Genomic DNA, 16,059 nt, shown 5'->3' on the forward strand with positions numbered 1-16,059 from the left:
CACCGGCCGCCGCGACCCCGCGCCGGAGGGGCGCCCGCAGGCCGGGGCCCGGCGGGCGGACCCGCACGGACGCCCCTCGCACCGCTCACTCCGCAGGGGCCGCCGGGAGGGCCGTGCCCGGGGCTCCGGCCGTCCTCGCGGGCACCGCCGTCCTCACCGTCCTCGCCGTGCTCACGGCCCCCGCGGTCCTCACTCCGCCGTGCGCCCCTGCTTCTGCAGGACGCGCCCGTACTCGACCATCTTGGCGGCGTAGTCCGGCGTCCAGTCCGCGCGGTCGGCGATCTCGGCGCAGCTCAGCGCGTCGAAGCGGCGCGGGTCGGCCAGTTCGGCGGCGGCCACCGCCTGGAAGTCGGTGGCCCGCTCCGCCGCGGCCCGGAAGGCGAGGGCCAGTTCGGTCGAGCGGCGTAGCAGCTCCCCCGGGTCCTCGATCGACTCCAGGTCGAAGAAGTGCTCGGCCTCGGCCTCGCCCGCGCGCGGTTCGAAGAGCAGCGGGGCCGGGCGGAACCGCCGGGCGGCTCCTGCGCCCTCCGCAGAGCGCTGGCGGTCGGCCGGGTCGGACATGGGCACCTCCATGGGGTGGCGGGGCGGGTTCCTGCGGACACGTCGAGTGGCCGATCCGCCGGACGTGCCTGATCCGGCGTCGGCCGTGACGCGCAGGGGCGACGCAGGCACAACGGCTCACCCCCACGGTGGTATTCCTCGCCGGGTGCCGCCGTATGCGCGGCGCGCGCCGGTACGGCGGGCGGCCCGGCGCACAGGGCCTCCCGGCGCGCGGGGGAGCGGCGCCCGCCCCGCCCCCACCCGCCCCGCCGCCCCGCCGCCCGGCTCACCGCAGGCCGACGCGGTGCTCGGCCAGGTGTGCCAGGACGGCGTGGTTCGCCTCCCAGCCGTCGGGGAACTTCACGCTCACGCCCAGCTGCACCGGCTCGGTCGACGGGTGCTCGTCCAGCAGTTCGGCGATGCCGGCCCGTGCCACCACGATGCAGGCGTGCCGGTGCCGGGAGGCCAGCACGCACAGCCGCCCCGTCTCCAGGTGGAAGGCGGTGGCGTCCGGGCGGCCGGACAGCGGGTGCAGCACCACGGTCACGTCGTACTCGCGCCCCTGGAGCCGGTTGGCGGTGTCCACGGTGACGGCGGGGCCCGGCGACCCGTCGACGGGGACGCCCAGGCCGGTCAGGGCGGCCCGGACGGCGGCGGCCTGGTCCCGGTGGGCGGTGCCGACCGCGATCCGGTCGGCGGTGACCGGCGCCGTGCCCTTCTCGGAGACGGCGGCCAGGCCGCGGTCCAGCAGCCGCCGCACGGTCCGCGCCACGACGTGCACGGCCTCGGGGTCGGTCCGCACGGTGTGCCGGGCAGGAAGCTCCAGCAGCCCCCAGCCCGACTCGGCGGCCTCGTCGATCACCGCGTCCACCGGCCCGCCGTCGCCCGCCGCGCCCACGGTGAGGCGCCGGTCGCCCTCGCCGGTGCCGGAGCGGAACGGCGTGAACGGGTAGAACGCCCGCGAGACCAGCCCCGCCGCCGAGTACGGCAGCCGCCAGGAGACCGGCAGGTTGTGCGGGCGGATGCCGGGGTTGTGGTCGAGGAGCGCGGTGACCGCACTGCGCGAGGGGTCCCAGGACAGGCCCGCCCACTGGTCGGTGCCGACCACGGTGAACGGGTCGAGCTGCCCGGGGTCGCCCACGAACAGCGCCCGCTCGAAGAGCCGCGCCACGGCCAGCAGCGCGTCGGACCGCATCTGGTACGCCTCGTCGACGATGGCGTGCCGCCACGGATCGACGTCCTTGACCCACTGCCACTTGGCGGCGGTGGAGACCACCACCTGCTGCTCGGCGAGGTCGCCGATCCGGGGCGAGGCGGTGACCCCCGCGTGCCGCAGCGCCTCCGGCGCGGGCCGGCCGTCGCTGCTGTGCAGGCGGCCCACCGGCAGGTCGGGGGCGGCCGTGGCGAGCCGGTCCACCAGGTCGTCGACCTGGCTGTTGGTCTGCGCCACGATCATCAGCCGCTCGCCGGCGGCGACCAGCTCGCGGGCCGCACGCACGACGAGGGTGGACTTGCCGGCGCCGGGCGGGGAGTCGACCACCACGCCGCGCTCGGTGCCGGAGAGCACGGCGGCGAGGATCTCGGCGGTGACCCGGTCGGCGGCCGCCCCGGGGGAGGCGGTGGGGTCGGCGGGGTTCACGGTCGGGCTACTCCCATTCCTCGTCGGCCGCGGCGGCCGCGGCCGGACCGCCGGTGTGCGGACCGCCGGTGTGCGGCCCGCCGGGGCGCGGGCCGGGCACGGCGGAGGCCGAGCCGGGCGGACCGCCGTGCGTCCAGGGGGTGTTTTGCGGGTCGGGCAGCGGCGCGGCCTGCCGCACGGAGAGCTCGAACAGGGTGAAGCAGACCCGGTCGCCGGGCTGCGGCACCGTGCCCGGCTCGGGCTCCCTCCGCCGCCCCATCCCCGAGGTGAGGCGCAGCACGACGGTGCCCTCGGCGGGGTCGTGCCGCACGACCTCGGCCTTCTGCGCGGCGGGCGCCGCCCCGTCCTCGCCCGGCGGCCCCCACACCCGGTGCACCTCCCGGCCGGGGTCGGCGTGCGGGCGGTCGCCGGTGCGCACGGTGACCAGCGGCCGGGGCTTGGGGGTGCGGCCCGAGGTGTCGTACGCCGCCTCGACGGCCTCCACGGTCCCGGCGAAGGCCTCGCCGGAGAGGCGGTGCTCGGCCATCGCCAGCGGGTCGTCCAGGGCCTCCTGGAGGTCCAGCCTCGCCTGCTCGCGCTCGCGCTGCGCCAGCTTGCGGGCGGCGGTGACCGCGTCGTCGAACCGGGGCTGCGGCGGCTCCCCGGCGGCGAGCCGCTCGCGGTGGCCGGTGTAGGACCAGCGGTCGCCCTCCCACCGCTCCGCCACACGGGCGCCGGGCGGCAGCGCGCGCAGCAGGTCGAGGCCCCGCCAGACCTGGTCCCAGGTGGGCCGCAGCACCTGCTCCAGGAGGCCGCGGACCTCGTCGGCGGTCCGCCGCACGTGGGCCTCCGCCCGTGCCGCCTCACCGGGCGGGGCCGCGCGCAGGGCCGCACGGGCGGCGTCGTGGCGGGCGACGGCGGGGCCGAGCAGCTTCTCGTCGAAGCGGGGGTCGGTGGCCGGTCCGGCGGGCGGGCAGTGCAGCTGTCCGCGCCCGTCGCGGGCGGACTCGGCGTACCGGGCGGCCTCGGCGCCGCCCAGACCGGGCGGCGGGGCGATCCAGGCGAGCAGGGCGCCCAGGTGCTGGTCCTCCAGGTGGGACTGGCCGGTGGCCCAGTGGCGGCCGAGCAGCGCCGTCATGGCGAGCAGCATCGAGGAGCCGGGCACCTCGGCGCGCTCCCGCAGGTGGGTGAGCCAGCGGCCGAGCAGCGGCACCCGGCTCGGCACGGGGTAGGGCCCGGCGTCCGCGTCGTCGGCGGTGCGGCGGAACCGCGTGGAGCGGCCGAGCAGGCCCAGGTGGTGGACGCCCGCGCTGTTGGGGACGACCAGCTGCGGGGCGTCCGCGCACAGCTCGCGCACCACGGGGAGCCGCTCCCCGGTCTCCGGGTCCTTCTCGGTGCCCTCGACCTGCTCGGTCTCCTCGCCGTAGCCCTCCAGGTAGGGCAGCAGGTCGCCGGCGAGCGCCGCGAGGAAGGCGAAGCGCTGGTCGCGGTCGAGGGGCTGCGGCACCACGTGGAGCCGCGGTGCGTCGCGGTCGGTGCCGAGCATGGCCGCGAGCGGTGCGCCGTCCTCGCCGGCGGCGGCGAGCGGCACGACGACCATGGGGCGGTCGGAGAGGTGGCGGTGCCGGACGGTCGCCAGCGGCTGCGCCCGGTCCTGGTGCACGGCCTCCAGCCGGGCGAGGGTGGTCAGGAGGCTCACGGGCGCAGGCCCCCCTCGGCGAGGGCCTCGGCGCGCAGCGCGGCCGCCCGGGCGAGGCGGGCGGCGGCCTCGTCCACGGCGTCCGCCGGACCGCCGGCGCCGCCGTCGGCCGGGCCGCCGTCGTGGGCCGGGCCGCCGCCGTCCCGGGCGCCGCGGCCCGGGACGCCGCCCGCCGCCGCGGCCAGGGCCCCGCCGACGGTCCGCAGGGAGCCCAGCTCGCCGCGGACGGAGCGGCCCAGCTGTCCGACCGCGTCCGCGCAGCGGGCCTCCCGGCGGCAGTGGAAGCCCAGTTCGCAGGTGGACAGGCAGTCGGGGGCGTAGGCGGCGGGCACGGCGGCGACCGCGTCGGCGAGCTGCCCGTCGGTGCGGGCGGGCGTGCCGTCGTCGGCGGTGGACAGGTCGAAGCCCGCGTCGGCGGGGAGCGCGTCGAGGATGCGGTCGATGCGGGTCATCCGCCGCAGCTGGCGGCGGGTGACCGCCAGCTCCCGGCGGACGTCGACGACGGCGGCGGTGGGCCGGTTGGAGAAGTCCCGGGGGCAGACCAGCAGCACCGTGGGGTCGGGCGCCGCGGCCGGGCCCTCGGGCTCGTCGTAGGGGCCGTCCCCCGGCTTGACGCCGGCCAGCTCGGCCGCGGCCTCGCGCAGCGCCAGGACGTACACGGCCGCCTGGCGGGCCGCCGCGCCGACCTTGGCGGGGTCGGCGGAGCCGTCCAGGATCGGGAAGGACTTGATCTCCACGACCGTCCAGCGGCCGTCGGGGCGCACCACCACGGCGTCGGGCTCCAGGTGGGCGGGGGAGCCGGCGACGTCCAGGCGGAGCATGGGGTGGTCCAGCAGCGTCCAGCGGCCGGGCCGGGCGGCGGCCTCGGCCAGCGCCTGCCGGGTCCGCTCGGCCCGCACCGCCGTACCGGCCCGCGGCAGCAGGTCCGGTACGGCGACCCCGTCCGCGTCCGGCTCCGGCAGGCCGAGGTGGCGCTGGAGGAGGAGCAGCAGCTCGGCGTACCCGTCGGCCTTGACCCGGGCCTCGAAGACGTTGCCGCGGGCGATGGCGAACGGCGACCGGCCGAAGGGCGCGGGACTGCCCAGGCGCTCGGCGAGGACCGTCTTGTCGACCCCGGCGGCGTCCAGCAGGGCGCGGCGGCGGCAGCCGGGGTTGGCGGCGAGCGCGGCGAGGGCGCGGGCGTCGAGGCTGCGCTGCGGCGCGGGGCCGCGCAGCCCGGCGAGCCGCTGCGCGGGGGGCTCGGCGGACCCGTGGGACGCGTACCCGGGGTGCGAGTCGTTCATGGTGCGCGCCAGTCTTGCATCCGCCGCCGACAAACGGGCGCGGCGGCCCGGATCCGGCCCGTTCCCGCGGCAGGGCACGGCAGTTACCGCCCGGGCGTGCCGTCCGCCACCGGGCCGGGGGGCCGGCCGGCGGGCCGTCTGACGGTCCGTCCCGTCCGCGCGCCGCGCCGGACGGCCGTGTCCCCTGACGGGTCGGCGGTTTGCCCCCGTCGTCCGCTCCTCGCTTTGATGCCGGGGGCGGCGGGTCGCCGTCCCGTGCGGCGAGGAATGCGGTGGACATGAGGGGCAGGCGGGCGCTGGGGCGCCGGTTCGGGTGTCTGTGGGCGGCGTACGCGGTCAGCTCGTACGGCTCGGGGCTCGGGTTCGGCGCGTTCCCCCTGATCGCGGTCCTGGTGCTGCACTGCGGGCCGGCCCAGGTGGCGGCGCTGTCCTCCGCCGGGCGGGCCGTCGGCGCCCTGGTCGCGCTGCCGCTCGGCCCCTGGGTGGAGTTCCGCCGCAAGCGGCCGGTCATGGTGGCGATGGACCTGACCCGGTTCGCGGCGTTGGCGACCGTCCCCGTCGCGTTCGCGCTCGGCCGGCTCGGCTTCGCCCAGCTCCTCCTCGTGTCCGTCGTCACGGCCGCGGCCGACATCGCCTTCAGGGCGGCCTGCGGCGCGTACCTGAAGGCGCTGGTGCCGGCGGAGGACCTGCTGGTCGCGAACAGCCGGTTCGAGTCCACGATGTGGACCTCGACCACGGTCGGACCGCCGCTGGGCGGGGCCGCGATCGGGCTGCTCGGCCCGATGGCCACGGTGGTGGCCGACGCGGTCAGCTACCTGCTCTCGGCGCTCGGCGTCCGGGCCGTCGGCGGGACGGAGGCGCCCCCCGCGCGCACCGGTGCACCGCGGCTGCGGGCGGGCGACCTGCTCGAGGGCTGGCGCCACATCCTGGCCCACCCCGTGCTGCGCCCGCTGTTCCTCAACGCGGTCGTCGTCAACGGCCTGATCATGGCCTCCGAACCGCTGCTCGCGGTACTCCTGCTGGGCCGCCTCGGGTTCGCACCCTGGCAGTACGGCCTCGTGTTCGCGGCCCCCTGCGTCGGCGGGCTGATCGGCTCACGGCTCGCGCGCCCGCTCGCGGCGCGGTTCGGCCGCCACCGGGTGATGCTCACCGCCGGGGTGCTGCGGGCGTGCTGGCCCGTCGGGCTGGCCCTCGTCCGGCCCGGCGCCCCCGGGATCGTCCTCGTCGTCGCCGTCCAGCTCGGCCTGGTGACCTGCTGCGGCCTCTTCAACCCGCTGCTGGCCACCTACCGGCTCGACCGCACCGCCCCCGGCCTGGTCGCCCGCACCCTGTCCGCGTGGTCGGTCGGCAGCAGCGCCGCCATCGCGGCCCTGACCGCCCTGTGGGGCCTGCTGGCCGCCGTCACCGGCCCCCGAACCGCGATCGCCGCCGCCGGCGTCCTCCTCCTGGCCACCCCGCTGCTGCTCCCCCGCCGCGGGGACGCGCCCCGGGGCGGGCCCGCCGGTGCCGGGGTTCCGGAGGCCGCCGGCCGGGTCTGAGGCCGCGGCCCGGCGCCGGCCCCGCCCGCCCGACCAGTGGCGGCCGCGGCGCTCGGCGCGGGGCGGAGGCCCTGCCCGCCGGGCGGCACCGGGGACAACCGCCCTGCCCGGCCGCCGCGCCTCAGCGGGCGGGGACCGGCGGCCGGGAGGCCGGCGGTGCGTCGGCCCCGGCCCCCGGCGCCGCGCCGCCCCGGGGCCTCGCCGCGCCGTCCCCGGGCCTGGCCGGGGCGGGGACGAAGGCCGCCGGTGCGGGGGCCGGCCCGGCGGCCGCGGCCGCGCCCCGCCCACCGGCGCCCGCGCCGCGCCGCAGGCGGTCGGCGAGGCGCAGCGCGGGCCCGGCCAGCAGGGCGCCCGCGCCCATCACGGCGCAGCCGGCCACCGCGTCCAGCAGGTAGTGGTTGGCGGTGCCCATCACGACCACGGCGATCAGCACGGGGTACAGCAGTCCGGCGATCCGCACGGCGGTCCGGTCGGCGCACCGCCAGACCAGGACGCCGCACCACAGGGCCCAGCCCACGTGCAGGCTGGGCATGGCGGCGAACTCGTTGGTGAGGTGGCCGAGCCCCTTGGGCGCGCTCGCGTCCGCGCCCCACCAGCCGACGGCGGCGTGCTGCCGCATGGAGTCGGTGAAGCCGTACGAGGCCTCCAGCAGCCGGGGCGGGGCGGTCGGCAGGAGGGTGAAGCCGGCGAGTCCGAGCACCGTCGAGACGCCGAGCCAGGTGCGGGCGTGCCGGTAGCGGCCGCGGTGCCGGTGCCACAGCCAGGCCAGGACCAGCGGGGTGACCAGGTAGTGGAGCGAGGCGTAGGCGAAGTCGGCGGGGACGGCCAGCCAGGCGTGGCGGGTGAAGGCGGTGTTCAGCAGGTGCTCGGGCGACAGGCGCAGCCGGGCTTCCGCGGACAGCAGGGCGTGGCCGTTGCGCAGGGCCCGGGGGAGGCTCCCGGCGACCAGCAGCCGGCTGCCGTCGTAGGCGGCGTAGATCAGCGCGAGCAGGAGCAGCTCCCGCCACCAGTGGCGGGGGACGCCTGCGGCGGCGGGGGGTGCGGACGGCGACGACATGCGGGTGAACTCCGGGTGGCGAACGGGCGTACGTCATACCGTACGCTGTACGTTGGCAGAAGGCGCAGGCGGCCCGGATTCGGTGTCCGGGAACGGGGGAGGCGCCCGGCGCCACCGTCGACCGCGACCCGCCGTGACAGGACAGATGCACCCGGAACCCGCCCGTCTCCCGCAGAACGGCCCGCTGCCCGGCCCGGAGCGGAGCCCCGAGGGCGCTCACGCCGCCGGCTCCGGGCCCGCCCCCGGCGAGGGGGGCCGCACCGGCCGGGACCTCCCCCGGCAGGACCGCCCCTCCCGCCGCCCCCGCGCGCCCCGCCACACCCTCAGCGCCGAGCGCATCCTCGACACCGCCCTGCGGCTGCTCGACGAGCGGGGCATCGACGTCTTCTCGATGCGCGCCCTCGCCGAGGAGCTCGGGGTGGGCACCATGGCGCTGTACACCTACTTCCGCTCCAAGGAGGAGCTCTTCGGCGCCGCACGCGAACGCGTGTTCGCCGAGCACGCGCCCCCGGCCCGCACCGACGCGCCCTGGCACGACCAGCTCCGGGACTCCTGCCTCGCCCTCTACCGGCTCTTCACCGGGCGCCCCGCCGTCCTGCAGCTCCTGGCGGAGCAGCACCGCGCCGAGCAGCACCGCGCCGGACCCCCGGCCGACCGGGTGCCGACCACGGGCGCCGTCGGCGCCATGGAGCACATGCTGGGGCTGATGCGCGGCGCGGGCCTCGGCCGGGAGGAGGCCGCCCGCGCCCAGACCGCGCTGATGCAGTACACCGTCGGCGCGGCGCTGCGGGCCGGCCGCGCCTGCGGCGACGCCGAGGCCCGGCGGCGCTTCCGGGCCCGCCTGGAGTCGCTGCCCGCGCGCGACTTCCCGCTGGTCGTCGACCTGGCGCCGGAGCTCGCCGAGGCCCAGGAGAGCGCGGCCCAGTACGCCTTCGGGCTGGACCTGATCCTCGCCGGCCTGCGGGCTGGGGGATCATGGGAGGCAGTGGGCCGCGACGACGGGGCCCGGCCCGAACGGCCCAGCTGAGGAGGCACGGCTCCCATGCCCGCCCGCATCCTGATCGTCCGGCACGGCGAGACCGAGTGGTCCGCCACCGGCCGCCACACCGGACGTACCGACATCCCGCTCACCGAGGAGGGCCGCCACATGGCGCGCGCCCTGGGCGAGCGCCTCAAGCGCGCGCCCTGGGACGGCCTGCCCGGCGCCCGCGTCCTCACCAGCCCGCTGGCGCGGGCCCGGGAGACCTGCGAGCTGGCGGGGCTCGGGGACCGCGCGGTCCCGGCCCCCGAGCTCATGGAGTGGGACTACGGGGCGTACGAGGGCCGCACCGGCGACGCCATCCGCGCCGACGGCCACCCGGGGTGGGTGATCTGGCGCGACGGCGTCCCCGGCGGCGAGACCCTCGCCGACGTGTCCGCCCGCGTCGACGCCTTCCTCGCCCGGATCGACGAGGAGCACGGCCGCCCCCACCAAGCCACGGTGACCATGGACTGCGCCGACTGCACGGTGGTCCTCTTCGCCCACGGCCACCTGCTGCGGATCCTCACCGCCCGCTGGCTCGGGCTGCCGCCGGAGTACGGGCAGCGCTTCAAGCTGCGCCCCGCCTCGCTGGGCGTGCTCGGCTGGGAGTACGCGGAGCCCGCCGTGGAGCTGTGGAACGACACGGCCCACCTGGCCTGACGCGGCCCGCCTGGCCTGACACGGCCCACCTGGCCTGACGCGGCCCTGCGGCCCGGACCGCCCGGCACGGCCCGCCCGCGGTGCGGCCCGCGGCGCGTCCGCGGGCGGTCCGGCCGCGGACGCGCCGCTCACCCCGCCAGGTCGTAGCGCTCCACGAAGGCCGCCACCTCCGGCACGTCCCGGTGGGGCCGCAGCAGGGCCGCCGTGCCGGCCAGCATGGAGCGGATCCGCGCCGAGCGGACCTCCTGCAGCAGGTGCAGCGCCTGCGTACCGCCGGCCGCGGCGGCCGCGAGGTCGCCGCGGCCCAGCCGGCAGTGGGCGAGCTCCGCCGTGTAGAGGGCCCGGTTGCGGACGAAGTGCGGCTCCTGCAGCTCCACCGCCCGCCGGGCCAGGTCGGCGGCGCGGTCCCAGTCGCCCAGCGCGGACCGGCACTGCGCCTCCAGCCCGGTGATCTCCGCCGGGCCGTAGAAGGACATCCACTCCGGGTCGGCGTCGCGTCCGCCCCGCTCCAGCAGCCGGTGGGCCCGCAGCAGCGCCCGCTCGCAGGCGCGGCGCTCGTGCAGCACCGCCCAGCCCCCGGCCTCCCGCATGGCCAGCAGCGACAGCAGCCGGTCGGACCCCACCCGCTCCGCCGCGTGCTGCCCCGCCTGCGCGGCGCGGACCGCCTCCCGGGGCCGCCCCGCGTCGCGGGCGAGGAAGGCGCTGTTGCAGAACGCGTGGGCCTCCAGCGCCGGGTCGCCCGCCATGCGTGCGGTGGCCAGCGCCTCCGAGTAGAAGGAGCGCGCGTCGGCGAGGCGGCCCGAGTCGTGGGCCAGCCAGCCGACGGAGATCGCCAGCTCGCCCGCGCCCGCCTGCAGGCGGCGCTCGGTGGCCGCGCTGTAGCTGCCGGTGTTCAGCAGCAGGTAGGCGCCGCGCAGGGAGCGGCCGGCGGACTCGAAGAGGGCGTCGGCGCCCTGCCGGTCGTCCAGCACCCTGATCCGGCGGACGGCCTGCTCGACGCCCTCGGCCTCCTCGGCGCCGACCCGGCGGGGGGTGTCCGGCCCGGCCCACGCCGGCCGGTCCAGGCCGAGCGCCGTCACCAGGGCGGCCGGGCCGCCCGCCATGAACGTGCGGCGGTGCACGTCGTCGTTCTCCTTGCCGCTGGTGGTGCCGGTCGTACGTGTCGTACCCGTCGCACTCGTCGTACCTGTCGTGCCTGTCGTGCCGGCGCCGTCGGCGCCGGTGTCCCGACGCCCGCCCCCGGATACGCGGGCGGAGCGGGACGGGTTCGCCCGGCCCCGCACCGAACCGCGCGGGGCGAACCCCAGGTCGGTCAGGGACAGGTCCGGGAACATGTGGCGGAACACACGCTCGTAGGCGTAGTTGGGACAGCGGATCTCGCCCGCCTCCACGCGCCCGATGTACCGGGCGTCGCACGAGACGTGCTCGCCGATCTCCCGGCCCGCCCGCCGCACCCGGGCTGCGAACTCCCCGGGGGAGAGTCCGCCGCGCAGGGCGCGCATCGCGCTGTTGGCCGGGGGCCGGTCCGACGGGTCGAGGGGTCGGCTGGGTGCCATGGCTCTGCTCCCCGGGTGGCTCCTGGGTCCCCCGTGGCCGCCGGTGCGGCTGCAGGGGACGCACCGACAGTACCGGGAGTGCCGATGCGAACACGCAGAGTTTCCGCCCAAAGCGGACACGCCCGCGCGGATCCGCCATGAAATGCCACGGCCCGCCCGCATCCTGCCCGTGGCCTGCGCCCCTCCCCGGCGTTGTGCTGGTCGGGAGACCGTCCCGCCGACAGCTGTGAGGTGCGCATGGACGCCGGAGTGCCGCAGTCAGTGCCCCGAGCGGGCGGCGCCCTGCTGCCGCCGGCCGTGGTGGACGGGCTGCGCGCCGCCGTCAGGCGCGTTCCCGAGGCCGCCGAGGCGCTGCCCTTCGACACCGTCGCCGTCCCGCTCCGCCACGGACTGGAGGCCGCGGACATCCTGCGGCTGCGCGGCGTCTGCGGCGCGGTGCTGAGCGACTCCGGCGGCACCCGCCTCCTCTTCCTGGTGCCGCCCGGCACGAGCGAGCGCTGGCACCTGGCCGGCAGCTCCTGCACGCCCGGCGCGGCGGCCGCCCCCGGCGCCGGCTGGCTCGTCGGCACGCTCGGCGCGGGCGCTGCCCTGCGCGCCACCGACCCCTGGGTCCTGCGCGCCGTGCTCTGCGAGGCCGCCGGGACGCTCATGGCGGGCGGCTTCGGCCCCTACTGAGCACGCCGCCCGGCCCCCCTCCGCCCGGTCCCCTCCGGCGGGCGTCTCCGCCCGGTCCCCGCCGCACGGACCCCCGGCAGGTCCCCTCCGGCGGGCGCCTCCGGTCGGCTCCTCATACTGGTCGCCATGGGACGCAGCAGCCGAGGACCGGACCACCGCACCCGCGAGCGGATCGCCCGCCGCACGGCCACCGGCCTCGCCGAACTCGTCCCCGACCGCGACCGCCCCCGCGGATGGACGCTCCTCCTCGACGGCGCCCCGCAGTCGTACGTCGACCTCGACGACCCCGCGCACCTCTCCTTCGAGTACCAGCGGCGGCTCGGCCACGTCGCCGACCTGGCCGCACCGCCCGGCAGGCCGCTGACCGCGCTCCACCTCGGCGGCGGCGCCCTCACCCTCCCCCGGTACGTCGCCGCCACCCGCCCCCGCTCCCGGCAGCAGGTCGCCGAGATCGACACGGACCTCACCGGGCTGGTCCGGGCCGAGCTGCCGCTGGACCGCGGCTGGCAGGTCCGGGTGCGCGGCGGCGACGCCCGCGCCGTGCTGGAGCGCGCGCCCGAGGGGGCCGCCGACCTGGTGGTGGCCGACGTGTTCAGCGGCGCCCGGGTACCGGCGCACTGCGCCACCGCCGAGTTCGCGGCCCTCGCCCTGCGCGCCCTCGCCCCGGGCGGCCTGTACGCGGCGAACATCGCGGACGGCGCGCCGCTCGCCTTCGCCCGCTCCCAGGTCGCCACCCTGCTGGGGCTCTTCCCCGAGGTGTGCCTGATCGGCGATCCGGCGGTGCTGCGCGGCCGCCGCTTCGGCAACCTGCTGCTGGTCGCCGGCCGGCTTCCCCTGCCGCTGGCCGAGCTGACGCGGCGCACCGGCGCCGACCCCTTCCCGGGGCGGGTCGACCACGGCCGGGCGCTGGCCGACTTCACCGGCGGCGCGGCCCCCGCCACCGACGCGACCGCCGCGCCCTCCCCGGCGCCGCCCCCGGGCGTCTTCCGCGACGCCGCCCGCTGACCGGCACGCCCGGGCCGTGACCGGGACAGGACCGGTGCGGGACCGCGGCGCGTGCCCGGCCGGCGGATGCGCCGGTCCGGCGCACGGGGGTGCACCCCGGCGCGCCGTGCACCCGGTACGCCCCGGCGTGCGGCGCGCTCCGGCCCGTCGCAGCCGCGCCGGGTGCGCCCGGCGCCGCGGCCCGCGGCCGTCAGTGGCCGCCCGGCAGCCCGCGGCGGCGCCAGACGGCCAGGCCGGTGAGCAGCAGTCCGGCGGTGATCGGCGCGATCACCGCGGCGCCCGTCCCCGAGGGCGCCCGCGGCAGCCGGGACGAGGCGTCGGCGGCCCGGTGCCCCGGAGCCGCGGCCCGCGCAGGCGCCGGGTCCCGGACGGATCCGGCGGGCCCGCCGGCGCTCCCTGCGGCGGAGGCGTCCTGACCGGTCGTCATGAAGGAGGCCGCGAGCAGCAGCGCCCCGGCGGCGGTGGTCCTGCGGCGGGCGCCGCACGCCCGGTGAATGTCGTGCACGTCAGGGGAGAACGACCGTCGGCCGAACGGGTCACGACCGGCCGTGCGCCCCGCCTCCCCGCCCCTCCGCCCCTCCGACTCCCTGACGGCCCGTCGGCCCGCCGTGCTGCCGGCCCCCGGGCGGGACCACGCGCCGCGCGCCGCGCGCCACGCGTGACGCCGCGCCGGACCCGGCACTCCCGGTCCGGCGCGGCGCGGCGGGTGCGGCGGCCCCCTCACAAGCCGCCGCGCCCGCCCTGCGGCGGGGTGCCTGCCCTCCGGGGCCCCCGCCGGTCCTGCCCTCCCCGGCTACGCCCGGCCGTCGGCCGCGGGGAGGCCGTGGCGCCGGATCACGTCCGCGTACCAGTGCGCGCTGCTCTTCGGGATGCGCCGCTGGGTGGCGTAGTCGACGTAGACCGCCCCGAAGCGGCGGCCGTAGCCGTGGGCCCACTCGAAGTTGTCCATCAGCGACCACAGGAAGTAGCCGCGCACGTCGACCCCGTCGGCGATCGCCCGGTGCACGGCCGACAGGTGTCCGTGCAGGTAGGCGATCCGCTCGGGGTCGTTGACGGCGCCCTCGGGGTTGACGTAGTCGTCGAAGGCCGCCCCGTTCTCGGTGACCATCAGCGGCAGGCCGGGGTGCTCGCGGGCGGTGTCGCGCAGCAGGTCGTACAGGCCGCTGTCGTCGATCGCCCAGCCCATCGCGGTCGTCTCACCCGGCGGCAGGTGGAAGACGACCTGCTCGGAGCCGGGCCAGGGGGAGTGGTCGCTCTTCCCGTGGGCGTCGTTGCGGGAGGCCTCGCCGGCGGTGGCGGACGGGTCCGGGGCGGACACCAGGGTCGGGGTGTAGTAGTTGATGCCCAGCAGGTCGACGGGCCGGGAGATCTCCGCCAGGTCCCCGTCGCGGACCAGGTCGTCCCAGTCGACCAGGTGGGCGGTGTCCTCCAGGAGGTCGGCCGGGTAGGCGCCGTGCAGGACCGGGCCGGTGAAGATCCGGTTGCCCACGGCGTCGATGCGGCGGGCCGCCTCCAGGTCGCCGGCGGAGGCGGTCAGCGGCCTGACCTGGTGGAGGTTGAGGGTGATCGAGGTCCGCGCGGACGCGGGGACGGTGGAGCGCAGGACCCCGATCGCCCGTCCGTGGGCGAGGTTGAGGTGGTGGGCGGCCCGCAGGGCGGCTTCGGGCTCGGTGCGGCCGGGGGCGTGCACACCGGACCCGTAGCCCAGGAAGGCCGAGCACCACGGCTCGTTGAAGGTCGTCCAGATCTTGATCCGGTCGCCGAGCGCCTCGGCGACCAGGGCGGTGTAGTCGGCGAACCGCTCGGCGGTGTCGCGCGCGGGCCAGCCGCCCGCGTCCTCCAGCTCCTGGGGGAGGTCCCAGTGGTAGAGGGTGGCGACCGGGGTGATGCCCTTCTCCAGCAGCTCGTCGGCGAGGGCGCGGTAGAAGTCGAGGCCGCGCTCGACGGCGGGGCCGCGGCCGGTGGGCTGGACCCGGGGCCACGAGACGGAGAACCGGTAGGCGTCCAGGCCGAGGTCGGCCATGAGGGCGACGTCGTCGCGGAAGCGGTGGTAGTGGTCGGCGGCGATGTCGCCGGTGTCGCCGTTGCGGACCCTGCCCGGCGTGCGGCTGAAGGTGTCCCAGATGGAGGGGGTGCGGCCGTCCTCGGCCGCGGCGCCCTCGATCTGGTAGGCGGCGGTGGCCGCGCCCCAGGTGAAGCCGGGCGGGAAGGACAGCGCGGCGGCCTGGTGGGGCAGGGTGCCGGTCAGGGGCTCGGATCGTACGGCTGTCATGCGGGAGCGCTCCCAGGATGGTGAGGGCGGGTGGGGGTCGGCGGGCGGGGGTCGTTCCTTCCGTACGGCCGCGGCCGGTGCGGCGGCCGTACGGAAGGTGCCGGTGCGGCCGTGCGTGCGGCGGGCGGCCGGGCCGGGGGGGGGGGCCGCGGCCCTGCCGGAGGGGCCGCGGCCGTGCGGGAGGGGCTGCGGGACGGCGCGGTCAGCTCTTGACCGCGCCCGCGGTGATGCCGCCCACGATGTGCTTGCCGAGCACGGCGAAGACCACCAGCAGCGGCAGCGTGGCGACCAGGGCCCCGGTGATGATGACGGCGTGGTCGGTGGTGTGGGCGCCGGCGCCGAGGCCGGCGAGCGCCACCTGGACGGTCGGGTTCTGCTGGCTCAGCGCGATGAAGGGCCAGAAGAAGTCGTTCCAGGACTGGACGAAGACCAGCATGCCGAGCACCGCCATCGCGGGCCGGGCGACCGGGAACACCACGTGCCAGACCACCCGCAGCGAGTGGGCGCCGTCGACCCGGGCGGCCTCGATCAGCTCCATCGGCAGCGCCTCCACCAGGAACTGCCGCATGAAGAAGACGCCGAAGGCGGCCACCAGCGACGGCAGGATCACCGACTGCAGCCGGTCGCCCCAGTTCAGCTTCGTCATGATCTGGTACAGCGGGATCACGCTGAGCTGCGGCGGGATGGTCATCGTGGCGACGACCAGGGCCAGCAGCGCGTTGCGGCCCCGGAAGCGCAGCTTGGCGAAGGCGAACCCGGCCAGGGTGGAGAAGAGCACGGTCGAGACGGTGACGCAGGCCGACACGATCGTGGAGTTGAGGAGCGCGTCCCCCATGTGGACTTCGTTCCACACGACGTTCAGGTTGTGGAAGAGCTGGCTGCCGGGCAGCAGCGGTGTCGGCGGCTGCACGACCTCGGTGTCGGTGTGGGAGGCCGCGACCACGGTCCAGTACAGCGGGAAGAGCGAGACCAGTGCGGCCACGACCAGCACGGCGTACGTGAACGGGCCGGCGCGGTGGGTCTGCCCGGCTCCGCCGCCCAGGCGCCGGGGCCGGCCGGTGCGGTGCTTCTGCGGGGCGCGGGGCGCGGCCGCGGGCGGCGGGACCGGCGCGGCGGTGGAGGAGAGGGTCATGGC

14 protein-coding genes are annotated in these 16,059 nt (G+C 78.1%); 5 read left to right on the plus strand and 9 right to left on the minus strand.

Features of this window, described 5'->3' with window-relative positions:
• Nucleotides 1–189: 189 nt before the first annotated feature.
• From LO771_RS13135 to LO771_RS13150, 4 genes are all read right to left on the minus strand, one after another.
• Nucleotides 190–561: a hypothetical protein gene (locus LO771_RS13135; RefSeq protein WP_230651782.1), complete on the minus strand. Its 372-nt coding sequence runs from the start codon at nucleotides 559–561 to the stop codon at nucleotides 190–192.
• 265 nt (nucleotides 562–826) lie between these two features.
• Complete coding sequence (locus tag LO771_RS13140) at nucleotides 827–2,179, minus strand: AAA family ATPase (protein WP_374228163.1); 1,353 nt, start codon at nucleotides 2,177–2,179, stop codon at nucleotides 827–829.
• A 7-nt stretch (nucleotides 2,180–2,186) separates the two neighbouring features.
• Nucleotides 2,187–3,857 (minus strand): hypothetical protein, encoded by a 1,671-nt coding sequence (locus LO771_RS13145; protein WP_230651785.1) that lies wholly within the window; start codon nucleotides 3,855–3,857, stop codon nucleotides 2,187–2,189.
• Nucleotides 3,854–5,140, minus strand: coding sequence for a hypothetical protein (locus tag LO771_RS13150; RefSeq protein WP_230651788.1), 1,287 nt, complete (start codon nucleotides 5,138–5,140; stop codon nucleotides 3,854–3,856). Before LO771_RS13150 ends, LO771_RS13145 begins: the two co-directional genes overlap by 4 nt.
• A gap of 278 nt (nucleotides 5,141–5,418) precedes the next feature.
• On the opposite strand from LO771_RS13150, the gene LO771_RS13155 reads away from it, so the two are divergent.
• On the plus strand, nucleotides 5,419–6,678 hold the full coding sequence (locus tag LO771_RS13155) for an MFS transporter (RefSeq protein ID WP_230651790.1): 1,260 nt from the start codon (nucleotides 5,419–5,421) through the stop codon (nucleotides 6,676–6,678).
• A 121-nt stretch (nucleotides 6,679–6,799) separates the two neighbouring features.
• Here LO771_RS13155 and LO771_RS13160 read toward each other — a convergent pair whose 3' ends face one another.
• Complete coding sequence (locus tag LO771_RS13160; RefSeq protein WP_230651792.1) at nucleotides 6,800–7,735, minus strand: phosphatase PAP2 family protein; 936 nt, start codon at nucleotides 7,733–7,735, stop codon at nucleotides 6,800–6,802.
• Nucleotides 7,736–7,880: 145 nt separating this feature from the next.
• Between LO771_RS13160 and LO771_RS13165 the strand changes: the two genes are divergently transcribed.
• Together LO771_RS13165 and LO771_RS13170 are read left to right on the plus strand one after the other, a co-directional pair.
• Nucleotides 7,881–8,762 carry a TetR/AcrR family transcriptional regulator gene (locus LO771_RS13165; protein ID WP_230651795.1) on the plus strand — a complete coding sequence of 294 codons (882 nt, stop codon included), beginning with the start codon at nucleotides 7,881–7,883 and terminating at the stop codon, nucleotides 8,760–8,762.
• A 15-nt stretch (nucleotides 8,763–8,777) separates the two neighbouring features.
• Complete coding sequence (locus LO771_RS13170) at nucleotides 8,778–9,416, plus strand: histidine phosphatase family protein (RefSeq protein ID WP_230651798.1); 639 nt, start codon at nucleotides 8,778–8,780, stop codon at nucleotides 9,414–9,416.
• Between the two features lie 128 nt (nucleotides 9,417–9,544).
• Here the strand turns inward: LO771_RS13170 and LO771_RS13175 are convergent, their stop codons facing one another.
• Nucleotides 9,545–10,972 (minus strand): tetratricopeptide repeat protein, encoded by a 1,428-nt coding sequence (locus LO771_RS13175; RefSeq protein WP_230651801.1) that lies wholly within the window; start codon nucleotides 10,970–10,972, stop codon nucleotides 9,545–9,547.
• Nucleotides 10,973–11,221: 249 nt separating this feature from the next.
• On the opposite strand from LO771_RS13175, the gene LO771_RS13180 reads away from it, so the two are divergent.
• Nucleotides 11,222–11,647 carry a hypothetical protein gene (locus LO771_RS13180; protein ID WP_230651804.1) on the plus strand — a complete coding sequence of 142 codons (426 nt, stop codon included), beginning with the start codon at nucleotides 11,222–11,224 and terminating at the stop codon, nucleotides 11,645–11,647.
• Nucleotides 11,648–11,773: 126 nt separating this feature from the next.
• Nucleotides 11,774–12,652, plus strand: a complete 879-nt coding sequence (locus tag LO771_RS13185) for a spermidine synthase (protein WP_230651807.1) — start codon at nucleotides 11,774–11,776, stop codon at nucleotides 12,650–12,652.
• A gap of 190 nt (nucleotides 12,653–12,842) precedes the next feature.
• Here LO771_RS13185 and LO771_RS13190 read toward each other — a convergent pair whose 3' ends face one another.
• The 3 genes from LO771_RS13190 to LO771_RS13200 all read right to left on the minus strand — a co-directional run bounded on the left by LO771_RS13190 (nucleotide 12,843) and on the right by LO771_RS13200 (nucleotide 16,056).
• Complete coding sequence (locus LO771_RS13190) at nucleotides 12,843–13,157, minus strand: hypothetical protein (RefSeq protein WP_230651809.1); 315 nt, start codon at nucleotides 13,155–13,157, stop codon at nucleotides 12,843–12,845.
• Between the two features lie 288 nt (nucleotides 13,158–13,445).
• Nucleotides 13,446–14,924, minus strand: coding sequence for a GH1 family beta-glucosidase (locus LO771_RS13195; protein ID WP_230651811.1), 1,479 nt, complete (start codon nucleotides 14,922–14,924; stop codon nucleotides 13,446–13,448).
• Nucleotides 14,925–15,126: 202 nt separating this feature from the next.
• Entirely contained in the window at nucleotides 15,127–16,056 is a 930-nt protein-coding gene (locus LO771_RS13200) for a carbohydrate ABC transporter permease (RefSeq protein ID WP_230651814.1), read from the minus strand.
• Nucleotides 16,057–16,059: the final 3 nt, after the last annotated feature.

Source organism: Streptacidiphilus sp. ASG 303, from assembly GCF_020991365.1.
Classification (GTDB): Bacteria; Actinomycetota; Actinomycetes; order Streptomycetales; family Streptomycetaceae; genus Peterkaempfera.

What these genes read in the sequence shown, in the direction of transcription:
- LO771_RS13135 (WP_230651782.1), bottom strand. Translation starts at nt 561, where the DNA reads ATGTCCGACCCGGCCGACCGCCAGCGCTCTGCGGAGGGCGCAGGAGCC.
- LO771_RS13150 (WP_230651788.1), bottom strand. Translation starts at nt 5,140, where the DNA reads ATGAACGACTCGCACCCCGGGTACGCGTCCCACGGGTCCGCCGAGCCC.
- LO771_RS13155 (WP_230651790.1), top strand. Translation starts at nt 5,419, where the DNA reads ATGAGGGGCAGGCGGGCGCTGGGGCGCCGGTTCGGGTGTCTGTGGGCG.
- LO771_RS13160 (WP_230651792.1), bottom strand. Translation starts at nt 7,735, where the DNA reads ATGTCGTCGCCGTCCGCACCCCCCGCCGCCGCAGGCGTCCCCCGCCAC.
- LO771_RS13165 (WP_230651795.1), top strand. Translation starts at nt 7,881, where the DNA reads ATGCACCCGGAACCCGCCCGTCTCCCGCAGAACGGCCCGCTGCCCGGC.
- LO771_RS13170 (WP_230651798.1), top strand. Translation starts at nt 8,778, where the DNA reads ATGCCCGCCCGCATCCTGATCGTCCGGCACGGCGAGACCGAGTGGTCC.
- LO771_RS13175 (WP_230651801.1), bottom strand. Translation starts at nt 10,972, where the DNA reads ATGGCACCCAGCCGACCCCTCGACCCGTCGGACCGGCCCCCGGCCAAC.
- LO771_RS13185 (WP_230651807.1), top strand. Translation starts at nt 11,774, where the DNA reads ATGGGACGCAGCAGCCGAGGACCGGACCACCGCACCCGCGAGCGGATC.
- LO771_RS13195 (WP_230651811.1), bottom strand. Translation starts at nt 14,924, where the DNA reads ATGACAGCCGTACGATCCGAGCCCCTGACCGGCACCCTGCCCCACCAG.
- LO771_RS13200 (WP_230651814.1), bottom strand. Translation starts at nt 16,056, where the DNA reads ATGACCCTCTCCTCCACCGCCGCGCCGGTCCCGCCGCCCGCGGCCGCG.